The organism is Streptomyces olivochromogenes (assembly GCF_001514115.1).
Taxonomy (GTDB): domain Bacteria; phylum Actinomycetota; class Actinomycetes; order Streptomycetales; family Streptomycetaceae; genus Streptomyces; species Streptomyces olivochromogenes.
Genome location: NZ_KQ948458.1, coordinates 221,158 through 234,072 on the forward strand (window position 1 = coordinate 221,158; position 12,915 = coordinate 234,072).

Sequence of the window (12,915 nt, forward strand, 5' to 3'; positions counted from 1 at the left end):
CTGCAGCAAGACGAATCGGGCGGGCGGAGGCACGGGCCCTGGAACGCTGGGTGCCCCGGGGTTTTCAGGGGCGCGGGGAACTGCGCGCCCAGCCCCCACCGGGCCTGCAGCAAGACGAATCGGGCGGGCGGAGGCACGGGCTCTGGAACGCTGGGTGCCCCGGGGTTTTCAGGGGCGCGGGGAACTGCGCGCCCAGCCCCCACCGGGCCCGCGGACAGGAGATCTGCGGGCGGGGATCCGGGGCGTAGCCCCGGTTCAGGGGCCCGCGGTGGCTCGCACGCACCGTGGCCCGGGCCAGAACCCCTCCCGCCGCGCGGTACCTTCGTGCCGCGGCCGAGCCCAGCGCTCGCGATCGCGCGAAGCGAGAGGGAGAGTGAACCGTGAGCAAGTTCGTGCGGCCGGCAGCCGAGGGCGCGGACCCGTTCGGTACGGCCCGCCTGCGCCGCGGCGTGCAGGACGCCTGGGCCACCAGCCCGGCCCGGTTCCGCGAGGACGCCAACGCCGAGGAGGACCTCGTCCTCGGCGGCTACCGGGACCGGCTCGTCGTCGAGCTCGCCCAGAACGCCGCCGACGCGGCAGCCCGCGCCGGCGTCCCCGGCCGTCTCCGCCTCACCCTCCGCGACGGAGTACTCCTCGCGGCCAACACCGGCGCCCCCCTCGACGCGGCCGGCGTCGAATCCCTCGCCACCCTCCGCGCCTCCGCGAAGCGGGACGCGCACGACACCGCCGTCGGCCGCTTCGGCGTCGGCTTCGCGGCCGTCCTCGCGGTGACCGACGAGCCCGCCGTGGTCGGCCGGCACGGCGGCGTGCGCTGGTCCCTCGCCGAGGCCCGCGAACTGGCGGCGGACACCGCCCGCCACAGCCCGGGCCTCGGCGACGAGATCCGTCGGCGCGACGGTCATGTGCCGCTGCTCAGGCTGCCGTTCGCGGCCGAGGGCACCGCCCCGGACCCGTACGACACCGTCGTGATCCTCCCGCTGCGCGACCCCGCCGCCGAGGGCCTCGCCGAGCGCCTCCTGCAGAACATCGACGACGCCCTCCTGCTCGCCCTCCCGGGCCTGGAGGAAGTGATCGTCGAGGTCGGGGAGGGCGGCGAGGACGTACGCACGCTGCGGCGCCGCGGCGACGAGCACGGCGTCACCATCGAGGACTCCCGCCACGGCACCACGCCCTACCGCACCGTCTCCCACCACGGCCCCCTCGACCCCGCCCTCCTCGCCGACCGCCCGGTCGAGGAGCGCCTGCGCCCGCACTGGTCGGTGACCTGGGCCGTCCCGGTGGACGAGGACGGCACGCCCGCCCGGCCCCGTACCAGCCCCGTCGTCCACGCGCCCACGCCCAGCGACGAACCCCTCGGCGTGCCGGCTCTCCTCATCGCCTCCCTCCCGCTCGACACCACCCGGCGCCACGCCGCGCCCGGCCCGCTCACCGCGTTCCTGGTGGAGCGCGCCGCGGACGCCTACGCCGAACTCCTCGCCGCCTGGCGCCCGGTGGACACCGGGATCATCGACCTCGTGCCCGGCCCGCTCGGCAAGGGCGAGCTGGACGGCACCCTGCGCCAGGCGATCCTGGACCGGCTGCCGCGTACCGCCTTCCTGCCGCCCGCCGTCCCGCAGGCCAAGGACCAGGACGCTCCGGCGGACTGGCCCGAGGGCGAGCGCGACGGCGCAACCGGGATCGGCCTCGCGGAGATCGCGGAGAACCCGGACGCCCTCCGGCCGCGCGACGCCGAGGTCGTCGAGGGTGCCGGTGCCGAGACCGTCCGCGTCCTCGCCGAGGTGATCCCCAGCCTGCTGCCCGCGGGGCTGGAACGCCGGGTGGAGCTGCGGACGCTGGGTGTCGCCCGTGTCCCGCTCACCGAGGCCGTGGACCGGCTGGCCGGCCTCGAGAAGGACCCGGGCTGGTGGTGGCGGCTGTACGACAGCCTCGCCGGCGTCGACCCGGACCGGCTCTCCGGCCTGCCCGTACCGCTCGCCGACGGCCGTACGACCATCGGCCCCCGCCAGATCCTGCTGCCCGACCCCGACGGCGCCCAGCACGCCGCCCCCGACACGCTGGCCCGGCTCGGCCTCAAGGTCGCCCACCCGGACGCCGCCCACCCCCTCCTGGAGAAGCTGGGCGCCCTCCCGGCCACCCCCCGCGCCGTCCTCACCACCCCGCAGGTGCGTGCCGCCGTCGCCGCCTCCCTCGACGACGAGGGGGCGGCCTGGGACCAGGAGACCCCGGACACCGAGGAGTTGGCGGACCTCGTCCTCGCCCTGGTCCGCGACGCCGCCCTCGAACCCGGCGACGAACCCTGGCTCGGCGCCCTCGCCCTGCCCGACGAGGAGGGCGAACTCCTCCCCGCGGGCGAACTCGTACTGCCCGGCAGCCCCTTCGCGCAGGTCATGCGCGAGGACGAACTCGCCTTCGTCGACGGCGAGCTGGCCGACCGCTGGGGCGAACAGCCGCTCGCGGCCTGTGGTGTGCTCGCCAACTTCACCCTCGTCCGTGCCACCGACGTCGTCCTCGACCCGGACGAACTGGAGCCCCGCGACGCGGACTTCGCCGAACCCGACGACGCGGGTCTGCTGGACGCCGTCGACGTGTGGTGCGAGGACGTCCTCGACCGGCTGCCCGACACACCGGTGCCGCCGGTCGCGACGGAGATCGTCGCCGTACGGGACCTGGACCTGGTCGACGACGACCGCTGGCCGCAGGCACTCGCCCTGCTCTCCCGGCCGCCGCTGCGGGACGCGCTCACCCAGCCGGTGCGGATCCTCCTCCCGGACGGAACGCACGAGATCGTCCGGCCGTACACGGCCTGGTGGCTGCGCGACCACCCGGTCCTCGACGGCCGCCGCCCGGCCGGTCTGCGGGCGGAGGGCGGCGACCCCCTCCTGCACGGCCTGTACGACGCCGCCGACGCCACCGGTTTCGACGACGAGCAGGTCCTGCGGGCGCTGGGCGTACGCACGTCCGTGGCCGCCCTCCTGGGCGAGCCCGGCGGCGCCGCCGAACTCCTCGACCGGCTCGCCGACCCCGACCGCGAGGTCTCCGGAGCGCAACTCCACGCCCTCTACGGGGCCTTGGCCGACCTCGAACCCGAACAGGTGACCCTGCCGGACGAGCTGCGGGCCGTGGTGGACGGCGAGGTGGTCGTCGTGGACGCCGCTGACGCCGTGGTCGTCGACTCGCCCGACCTGCTGCCCTTCACCGGCGGTATGCCGCTGCTCCCCGTACGGCCCGCGCGCGCGGCCGATCTCGCCGAGCTGTTCCAGGTGCGGCGGCTCAGCGAGTCGGTGACCGGCGAGGTGACCTCGCAGGGCACCGAGCACGACGTACCGCAGTCCGTGCGGGTCCTGCTGGGCCCCTCGACCCCCGCCTCGTACGTCGAACACGAGGAACTCGTCGTCGACGGCACGGAATTGGACTGGCGCCGCACGCGGGACGGGGTGCTGCACGCCGCCACCCTGGAGGGCGTGGCGGCCGGCCTCGCCTGGGCGGCCGGACAGTGGCCGCGCCGCTTCGAGGTCGCGGCCCTGCTGGAGGACCCGTCCCGCACGGAGGAGTTGGCCCGGGACCGCTGGTTCGACTGAGCTCGGGTCCGGGCCCGTCGGAGGGGGTGCGCGGTCGTTCGCGCCTCCTCCGGTGGGCCCATGCTGTGACCTTCGTCATACCCGCACAAAGGTTCCATCAGCCGTACAACCATTCGCTCCCCTCGCGAATCTGATCACCCGAGTCAACAGACTCCACGATCACTTGGGCCCCAAGGGAAGACGAGCCGTGAGGAACGACCACTCACCACCGGGGCCCCTTTCTCCAGTTGGGGATCGCATGCGCATTCGCGCCACTGTGGCAGCCGTATCCGGCGCCCTGGCCCTCTCCGCCTTCGTCGTACCGGCCGCTCAGGCCGCCGACGCCCCGAGCGCCGCCGCGCTCGCCGGCAGCGTTCAGCCGAACACGGCGAAGTCGCCCACCGACGTCACCCAGGGTGACACCAAGATCTCCAACGTCGTCGTCAACGGCGGCAAGGGGGTCGTCTTCGGCACGACCACGAAGAAGACCTTCACGGTCACCTTCACGGCCACCGACAACTCCGGCATCAACATGGCGCTCGCGATCCTGTACCACGGCGCGAACATCGAGGACTCCGACAACGGAGCCGTGCCGAACGAGAACGGGGGCGAGAAGGCCTCCTGCACCGCGGTCAGCAGCACGACCTCGAACTGCAAGGAGACCTTCACGATCCAGGCCAACGAGCAGCTGCTCAACGCGCACGCGGGCACCTGGAAGGTCTGGGCGATCGCGCAGGGCAAGGACGCCAACTACGTCCAGAAGGACAACGCCAAGAGCTTCTACGTCCAGCGCGCCTCCAAGCTGACGGTCAACGCCGCCCCGGAGCCGGTCAAGAAGGGCAAGACCATCACGGTCACCGGTGCCCTGACCCGCGCCGACTGGCAGACCGGCAAGTACACGGGTTACGTGGGCCAGCCGGTGAAGCTGCAGTTCAAGAAGAAGGGCGCCAGCGCCTACACCACGGTCAAGACGATCAAGACGACCACGGGTGGCGCGCTGAAGACGACGGTCACGGCGTCCGTCGACGGCACCTTCCGCTACTCCTTCGCGGGCACCACGACCACCCCGGCCGTCAGCGCCACGGGTGACTACGTCGACGTGCAGTAGTCACCACCAGCTGTTTCGTGCTTTTCCCCGCGTCCCATCCAGGGGCGCGGGTTCGTCGTTTGGCACCTCGCTCGGTCGTCAGCCGACACATCAACCCATGGGGGGAATCCATGCGCAAGCGCACCAGCACCGTCGCCCTGCTCGCGTCCTTCGCCGCCGCCGGAGCCGCTCTGGCGCCCGCGGCCTTCGCGGACGGCAGCCAGGGGGACACGAAGATCACCAAGGTCGTCGTGAACGGCGGCAAGGACGTCGTCATCGGCGCGGCGACCGTCAAGAAGTTCACGGTCTCCGTCACCGCCACCGACAACCAGGGCATCAAGAGCGCCGACATCACCCTCAACGGCCCCGGTTACGGCATCCTCACCACGTCCTCGGTGAAGTGCGTCGCCGCGAGCGCCACGACGTCGACCTGCTCCACCAGCTTCACCGTCGACCCGCGGGTGTACGACGTCACGAGCGACCAGGCGGGCACCTGGTACGTGGACGCCTGGGTCGACGCCAACGGCGACGACTCCAACTTCATCTGGAAGGAGAAGGCGGGCAGCTTCAAGCTCCAGCGCCTCTCCAAGCTGACGGTCAACGCGGCCCCGGAGCCGGTGAAGAAGGGCAAGACCATCACGGTCACCGGCGCCCTGACGCGCGCGAGCTGGGAGTACGGGAAGTACGTGGGCTACACGGGTCAGCCGGTGAAGCTGCAGTTCAAGAAGAAGGGCGCCAGCGCCTACACCACGGTCAAGACGATCAAGACGACCAGTGGTGGCGCGCTGAAGACGACGGTCAAGGCGTCCGTCGACGGCACCTACCGTTACGCCTTCGCCGGCACCACGAGCACCCCGGCGGTCAACGCCACCGGTGACTACATCGACGTGCGCTGATCCTCGCGGGTCACCACACGAAGGCCGGGTGCCGCCCTGTTGACGGGCGGCGCCCGGCCTTTGCTCTTCCCGGTGCCCGTCGACCCTCAGTCGGCCAGGACCTCAAGAAAGTACTCGTAGTGGTCGAGGTCGAGGCCGACTCCCGTAAGGCGCTGCAATTCACTCCTGTGGGGCTTCTCCAAGGGATAAACGTCGGTGAGTTCGGCGGCCGGAACTCCCAGCATCGCCGATACGGCGTTCACGTCGACGGTGGACAGATCCGTGACCGAATCCGGAGAGTCCGCGTCTTTCTCGTAGCGGGCGACAACAATCCGCATGGCATCACTTTCGCGTGGTGGGACGGAGAGGTTACGCCGGGAACCGGTGGTCCACCCATCTCCACAGGAACTCCAGGGTGGCCGCCGCCACCACCGAGATGCCCACCGCGATCCACGGCATCTGCACGCCCACCAGTTTCAGGGCGAAGAAGTGCTGGAGCCACGGCACGATCAGTACGACGAGGAACGCCAGGCCCATCGAGGCCACCAGGGCGACGCGCCACCAGGTGTAGGGGCGCGCGATGATCGCCAGCACCCACATCGAGATCAGGAACAGTGTCAGCGTGGCGGCGCTGGTCTCCGCGTCCAACTCGCCCGGCCCGGTGTAGTGGTGACGGGCCACCATGTATGTGATGAAGGTGGCGACGGCCGCGACGACGCCCCCGGGGATCGAGTACCGCATGACCCGCTGGACGAAGTGCGGTCTCGCCCGCTCCGTGTTGGGGGCGAGCGCGAGGAAGAACGCCGGGATGCCGATGGTCAGCGTGGACAGCAGGGTCAGGTGCCGGGGCAGGAAGGGGTACTCGACCCGCCAGCACACCACCAGGATGGCCAGCAGCACCGAGTAGACCGTCTTCACCAGGAAGAGGGTCGCGACGCGGGTGATGTTGCCGATGACCCGGCGGCCCTCCGCGACCACCGAGGGCAGCGTCGAGAAGCTGTTGTTGAGCAGCACGATCTGGGCCACCGCCCGGGTCGCCTCCGAGCCCGAGCCCATGGACACGCCGATGTCGGCGTCCTTCAGGGCGAGCACGTCGTTCACGCCGTCGCCCGTCATCGCCACCGTGTGGCCGCGTGACTGGAGCGCGCCCACCATGTCCCGCTTCTGCTGCGGGGTGACCCGTCCGAACACCGTGCCCTTGTCCAGCGACTTCGCCATCTCCTCCTGTTCGTCGGGAAGGTGGCGCGCGTCCACGACAGTGCCGCTCAGGCCGAGCTTCCCGGCCACCGCGCCCACCGAGACCGCGTTGTCGCCGGAGATGACCTTCGCCTTGACGTCCTGCTCGGCGAAGTAGCGCAGGGTGTCCGCCGCGTCCGGGCGCAGCCGCTGCTCCAGGACCACCAGGGCGGTGGGGCGGGCGCCCTCCGTCACCTTGGGGTCGTCGAGGTCCTTCGAGGCCTTGGCGAGCAGCAGCACCCGCAGCCCGTCCTCGTTCAGCCGCGTGGTCTCGGCGAGCGCCGGGTCCCCGTCGGGCAGCAGGACGTCGGGGGCGCCCAGCAGCCACGTACTCGACTCTCCGTTGCCCTCGCTGAAGGACGCCCCGCTGTACTTGCGGGCCGAGGAGAACGGCAGCGACTCGGTGCAGCGCCAGTCCTCGCTGTCCGGGTAGGAGTTGATGATCGCCTGGAGGGAGGCGTTCGGGCGCGGGTCGGACTCGCCGAGCGCCCCGAGGGCCTTGCGTATGTACGTCTCGTCGGCGCCCTGGATCGGCCGCAGCTCGGTGACGTCCATGCCGCCCTCGGTGAGGGTGCCGGTCTTGTCGAGGCAGACGGTGTCGATGCGGGCGAGGCCCTCGATGGCGGGAAGTTCCTGCACGAGGCACTGTTTCCGGCCAAGCCGGATGACGCCGATCGCGAAGGCCACGGAGGTGAGCAGGACCAGGCCCTCGGGGACCATCGGGACGATCCCGCCGACCGTACGGGCGATGGAGTCCTTGAAGCCGTGCTGCTTGACCACGAGCTGGCTGATGACCAGACCGATCGCGGTCGGGATCATCATCCACGTCACGTACTTGAGGATCGTGGAGATACCGCTGCGCAGTTCGGAGTGGACGAGCGTGAACCGGGACGCCTCCTCGGCGAGCTGGGCCGCGTACGCCTCCCGGCCCACCTTCGTCGCGGTGAACGCGCCGCCGCCCGCGACCACGAAGCTGCCCGACATCACCTCGTCGCCGGCGTGCTTGACCACCGGGTCCGCCTCACCGGTGAGCAGTGACTCGTCGATCTCCAGACCGTCGGCCTCGACGCACGAGCCGTCCACGACGATCTTGTCTCCGGGCCCGATCTCGATCACGTCGTCCAGCACGATCTCCGACGTACTGACCTCGCCCGCGACCCCGTCCCTGCGGACCGTCGGCTTCGCCTCGCCGATCACCGCGAGCGAGTCCAGGGTCTTCTTGGCCCGCCACTCCTGGATGATGCCGATCCCGGTGTTGGCGATGATCACGTACCCGAACAGGCTGTCCTGGAACGGCGCCACGGACAGCATGATCAGCCAGAGCACACCGATGATCGCGTTGAACCGGGTGAAGACGTTGGCGCGGACGATCTCGCCCATGGAGCGGCTGCTGCGCACGGGGACGTCGTTCACCTCGCCGCGGGCGACCCGTTCGGCCACTTCGGCGGCGGACAGCCCCGGGGCCCGCTTGGGGGCGGGCAGGGGCACGGGGTGAACAGGGTCGAGTTCGGCGCCCGCGTCGATGTGCGTCATGCATCCGACGGTACGTGCGGAAATACGGCTTCACCCGCCGAGTGCCCCAAAGATCCGACCAGCGGAGGACCGGAGCGGCGGCCAGTGATGCCGTGGTTGTAGGGGGAACCGGTTACTCCGCAGCAGCGGACGGTTACTCCGTAGTGGCGGAGGGCTGCTGCTCCGCTTCGGCGGCGGCCTTCTTGAGGGCGGCGTCGCGCCCACGGACGTACCAGATGCCGATCAGGCCGAGGCCCGCGCCGGCCAGGCAGGTCCACAGCCACCACAGGTGCCCGTGGTCGTCGAACCAGCCGTAGAACGGCACCTGCACCAGGAAGAGGACGAACCAGAGGATCGTGCCGCCCGTGATGGTGGCGACGACGGGGCCCTCCAGGGGCTCCGGCGCCTCGTGCTTGGGGGTCCACTTCGCCATGGACACAGCTTACGAGGCCGTCCGCCCCGGCTCCGCCGGACCCGTGCGGGCCCTTGTATACCAACGGTCTACGCGCGGAGATAGCGATTTCGAACTCATATGTTCATACTGAAACAGTCCGAGTCTGGCTCTTTCTGTTCGTACGAAACTCCAACAGAAACATCTGAGAAACCTGTTGGTGATCGCGCAGCGGCCAGACTCGATCATGTTTCCCCCAGCCCGGCGCCTGTCCCCGCCCGGCGCCAGTCCTGGCCCGCAAGGCCCCGCACGTATGAGGTCACCCATGTCCACCTCGGCCACCACCAAGGCCCCCGCCCCGGACCAGCCGGGGCCCGGCCCCGCGCAGGGCGCGCTGGACCGCTACTTCAAGATCTCCGAGCGCGGCAGCTCCCTGCCCCGCGAGATCCGCGGCGGCCTCGCCACCTTCTTCGCGATGGCCTACATCATCGTGCTGAACCCGATCATCCTGGGCAGCGCGAAGGACATGTACGGGCACCACCTGGACAACGGGCAGCTGGTCACCGCGACCGCCCTGACCGCGGCCTTCACCACGCTGCTCATGGGCGTCATCGGCAACGTGCCGATCGCGCTGGCGGCGGGCCTCGGCGTGAACACGGTCGTCGCCCTCCAGCTCGCCCCGCGGATGTCCTGGCCGGACGCCATGGGCATGGTCGTCCTCGCGGGCTTCATCGTGATGCTGCTTGTCGCCACCGGTCTGCGCGAGCGCGTCATGAGCGCCGTGCCGCTGGGCCTGCGCAAGGGCATCGCGATCGGTATCGGCCTGTTCATCATGCTGATCGGCCTGGTCGACTCCGGCTTCGTCACGCGCATCCCGGACATCGCGCAGACGACCGTGCCGCTCCAGCTCGGCGCCGACGGCCACCTCAACGGCTGGCCCGTCCTGGTCTTCATCCTCGGCACGCTGTTCACCCTCGCGCTGATGGTGCGCAAGGTGCCCGGCGCGATCCTGATCTCGATCGTCACGATGACGGTCGTCGCGGTGATCATCAACGCCGTCGCCAAGATCCCGTCCTGGGGTCTGACCACCCCGAAGTGGCCGGGCAACCCGGTCGCCACCCCGGACTTCGGGCTGGTCGGCAAGGTCAGTCTCTTCGGTGGCTTCGACAAGGTCGGCGTGCTGACCGGCATCCTCTTCGTGTTCACCGTGCTGCTGTCGACCTTCTTCGACGCGATGGGCACGATCATGGGCATCAGCGACGAGGCCAAGCTGACCGACGCGCAGGGCAACATGCCCGGCATCAACAAGGTCCTCTTCGTCGACGGCATCGCGGTCGCCGCGGGCGGCGCAACCTCCTCCTCGGCCACCACCTGCTTCGTGGAGTCCACGGCGGGCGTCGGCGAGGGCGCCCGCACCGGCTTCGCGAACGTCGTCACCGGCGCGCTCTTCGCTGTGGCCCTGTTCCTCACCCCGGTCGCCACGATGGTCCCGTCCCAGGCCGCCACGCCCGCACTCATCGCGGTCGGCTTCCTGATCATGTCCCACTCGGTCAAGGAGATCGACTGGGCGGACTACACGATCGCCATCCCGGCCTTCGTGACGATGATGATGATGCCGTTCACCTACTCGATCACGAACGGCATCGGCATGGGCTTCATCACCTTCGTGGTACTGCGCCTGGCCGCCGGCCGCGGCCGGGAGATCCCGGTCGCGATGTACGTCGTCTCGGCGGTGTTCGCCTTCTACTACCTGATGCCGGCCCTGGGCCTGACGTAAGCGGCCCCATGGGGGTCACGCGAGCGGCCCCACGGGGTCTCACGTGACCCCGTAGAACTTCTCCGTCTCCTCGACCGCGGTCTGGAACCGCTCGTCGAAGTCATCGCGAATGAGCGTCCGGACGACATAGTCCTGGACGCTCATTCCGCGTTTGGCGGCATGGTGTCGGAGCCGGTCGAGCAGCTCCCCGTCTATCCGCAGGCTGAGCACGCTGGTCCCCATGCGGTCGAGGGTCGCGGGAGCAGGAGGGACGAGGGGTCACTTTCTGGATGCGACTCACTCATATGGGTGACGTGACGGTTCAGTCGCCCGTGTCGCGGGCATCCTGTGGCTCTTTAGAGAGAGTAATGAGTTATTCTAAGGACATGGCTGACCTCACCCATGGCGACGACGCTGCCGCCGTGAACGCCCTGCGCTCCGCAGTAATGCGGCTGTCGCGTCGACTCAAGCACCAGCGGGTCGACGAGTCGCTGAGCCCGACAGAGATGTCGGTGCTCGGCACCCTCGCCCGCTGTGGCACCGCCACGCCCGGCGAGCTCGCCCGTAAGGAGCATGTGCAGCCACCGTCGATGACCCGCATCGTCGCGTTGCTGGAAGCCAAGGGCCTGGTCAGGCTGGAGCCGCACCCCGAGGACCGGCGCCAGAAGGTCGTCACCCAGACCGACAAGGCCGAGGCGATGCTCGAGGAGAGCCGCCGCAAGCGCAACGCGTTCCTGGCCGGACTGGTCGAGGCCCTCGACGAGGACGAGTGGGCGAAGGTCCGCGAGGCCGCGCCCGTCCTCGAGAAGCTCGCGCAACTGTGACAGGGGCGCACACCCTGCCCGGGCCCGCCCGCGACAGGCGCGGGTTCGGCGCGGGCGCCGCGCGGCGGTCGCAGCCGCGCACGGCGGACCGCCGGATGTGCGCCGGCCACGGTGCCCCGTGCACCGCCAGGGGCACGCCGTGACGGCCGTGCGCACTGCCCCGCACGCTCCGCCGTGCCCGAACCTCACCGTGACAGACGCGGCCGCGCCCGCGTGCAACGACGTCCCACGCTAGGAGGCGAATCCCTTTGAGTACGGGATCCGGAATACCTTCCGCCCCCGGACCAGCCACCCCCGACTCCCCGCCCGCCCCCAAGAGTTCCTCCCGTTCCCCCCGCTCCTCGATGTTCAGCTCGCTGAGGATCAGGAACTACCGGCTGTTCTTCCTCGGCCAGGTCGTCTCCAACACCGGCACCTGGATGCAGCGCATCGCGCAGGACTGGCTGGTCCTTAGCCTCACCGGCTCCTCCGCCGCGGTCGGCATCACCACCGCACTGCAGTTCCTGCCGATGCTGCTCTTCGGGCTGTACGGCGGCGTCCTCGTCGACCGCCTCCCCAAACGCCCCACCCTGCTGGCCACCCAGACCGCCATGGGCGTCACCGGCCTCGCGCTCGCCTTCCTGACCCTCTCCGGCCATGTCCAGGTCTGGCACGTCTACCTGGCGGCCTTCGCCGTCGGCCTCGCCACGGTCATCGACAACCCGGCCCGCCAGTCCTTCGTCTCCGAGATGGTCGGCCCGGGCCAGCTGCAGAACGCGGTCAGTCTCAACTCCGCCAACTTCCAGTCCGCCCGCCTGGTCGGCCCCGCCGTCGCGGGCGTCCTGATCACCGGCGTGGGCACGGGCTGGGCGTTCCTCTTCAACGGCCTGTCCTTCGTGGCCCCCGTCGTCGGTCTGCTCCTGATGCGCGCCCGCGAGCTGCACCCCGTCGAGCGGGCGCCGCGCGGCAAGGGCCAGCTCCGCGAGGGCCTGCGCTATGTCGCCGGCCACCCCGAGCTGATCTGGCCGATCGTCCTCGTCGGCTTCATCGGCACGTTCGGCTTCAACTTCCCGGTCTGGCTCTCGGCGTACGCGGACGACATCTTCCACGCGGGCGCCGGCGGGTACAGCCTCTTCAACACACTGATGGCGGTCGGCTCGGTGGCCGGCGCGCTGCTCGCCGCCCGCCGCGGCACGGCGAGACTGCGCATCCTGATCGCGGCGGCCATGGCCTTCGGCATCCTGGAAGTGATGGCGGCCCTGGCCCCGTCCTTCTGGCTCTTCGCGCTCCTCATGGTCCCCATCGGGATCTTCGGTCTCACCGTCAACGTCACGGCGAACACCGCGGTCCAGATGGGCACCGACCCGGCCATGCGCGGCCGGGTGATGGCGCTGTTCATGATGGTCTTCATGGGCGGTACGCCGCTGGGGGCGCCCCTGGTCGGCTGGGTCACCGACGCCTACGGCGCCCGGGTCGGCTTCGCCCTCGGCGGCCTGGTCTCGGCCGTCGCCGCGACCACCGTCGGCCTGGTCCTGGCCCGCGTCGGCGGCCTGCGCCTGTCGGTGGGCTGGCACCGCGGCCACCCGCAGGTCAGCTTCGTACCGAGGGAGGCGGGGGAGCAGAAGGAGCGGATGGCCACGGCGGTGTGACGACGGCAACCGCACGGCGCGAAGGTGGTCAGGTGATCCATTCCCTGGA

General features: G+C 70.5%; 10 protein-coding genes. 6 read left to right on the forward strand and 4 right to left on the reverse strand.

The features are described from left to right. Positions 1-380: 380 nt before the first annotated feature. From AQJ27_RS23045 to AQJ27_RS23055, 3 genes are all read left to right on the forward strand, one after another. Positions 381-3,578: a sacsin N-terminal ATP-binding-like domain-containing protein gene (locus AQJ27_RS23045; protein ID WP_067371863.1), complete on the forward strand. Its 3,198-nt coding sequence runs from the start codon at positions 381-383 to the stop codon at positions 3,576-3,578. Positions 3,579-3,816: 238 nt separating this feature from the next. Then, a complete protein-coding gene (locus AQJ27_RS23050) occupies positions 3,817-4,665 on the forward strand; it encodes a DUF5707 domain-containing protein (RefSeq protein ID WP_067371866.1) in 849 nt (282 codons plus the stop codon). 110 nt (positions 4,666-4,775) lie between these two features. Further along, positions 4,776-5,540 (forward strand): calcium-binding protein, encoded by a 765-nt coding sequence (locus AQJ27_RS23055; RefSeq protein WP_067371869.1) that lies wholly within the window; start codon positions 4,776-4,778, stop codon positions 5,538-5,540. 86 nt (positions 5,541-5,626) lie between these two features. Here the strand turns inward: AQJ27_RS23055 and AQJ27_RS23060 are convergent, their stop codons facing one another. From AQJ27_RS23060 to AQJ27_RS23070, 3 genes are all read right to left on the reverse strand, one after another. Then, the gene (locus AQJ27_RS23060) at positions 5,627-5,857 is read right to left on the reverse strand and encodes a DUF7683 domain-containing protein (RefSeq protein ID WP_067371872.1); all 231 of its coding nucleotides are present in this window, start codon (positions 5,855-5,857) and stop codon (positions 5,627-5,629) included. A gap of 31 nt (positions 5,858-5,888) precedes the next feature. Next, positions 5,889-8,288 carry a cation-translocating P-type ATPase gene (locus tag AQJ27_RS23065; protein ID WP_067371874.1) on the reverse strand — a complete coding sequence of 800 codons (2,400 nt, stop codon included), beginning with the start codon at positions 8,286-8,288 and terminating at the stop codon, positions 5,889-5,891. Between the two features lie 133 nt (positions 8,289-8,421). Continuing rightward, positions 8,422-8,700 carry a DUF2530 domain-containing protein gene (locus AQJ27_RS23070; RefSeq protein WP_067371877.1) on the reverse strand — a complete coding sequence of 93 codons (279 nt, stop codon included), beginning with the start codon at positions 8,698-8,700 and terminating at the stop codon, positions 8,422-8,424. A 283-nt stretch (positions 8,701-8,983) separates the two neighbouring features. Here AQJ27_RS23070 and AQJ27_RS23075 point away from each other — a divergent pair, with 283 nt between their 5' ends. Further along, the gene (locus AQJ27_RS23075) at positions 8,984-10,435 is read left to right on the forward strand and encodes an NCS2 family permease (protein WP_067371880.1); all 1,452 of its coding nucleotides are present in this window, start codon (positions 8,984-8,986) and stop codon (positions 10,433-10,435) included. Between the two features lie 39 nt (positions 10,436-10,474). Here AQJ27_RS23075 and AQJ27_RS23080 read toward each other — a convergent pair whose 3' ends face one another. After that, a complete protein-coding gene (locus AQJ27_RS23080; protein WP_054235178.1) occupies positions 10,475-10,657 on the reverse strand; it encodes a hypothetical protein in 183 nt (60 codons plus the stop codon). Positions 10,658-10,800: 143 nt separating this feature from the next. Here AQJ27_RS23080 and AQJ27_RS23085 point away from each other — a divergent pair, with 143 nt between their 5' ends. Beyond that, positions 10,801-11,238 (forward strand): MarR family winged helix-turn-helix transcriptional regulator, encoded by a 438-nt coding sequence (locus tag AQJ27_RS23085; RefSeq protein WP_054235179.1) that lies wholly within the window; start codon positions 10,801-10,803, stop codon positions 11,236-11,238. Positions 11,239-11,582: 344 nt separating this feature from the next. Beyond that, positions 11,583-12,866 (forward strand): MFS transporter, encoded by a 1,284-nt coding sequence (locus AQJ27_RS23090; protein WP_067371889.1) that lies wholly within the window; start codon positions 11,583-11,585, stop codon positions 12,864-12,866. The last annotated feature ends 49 nt before the right edge of the window (positions 12,867-12,915 follow it).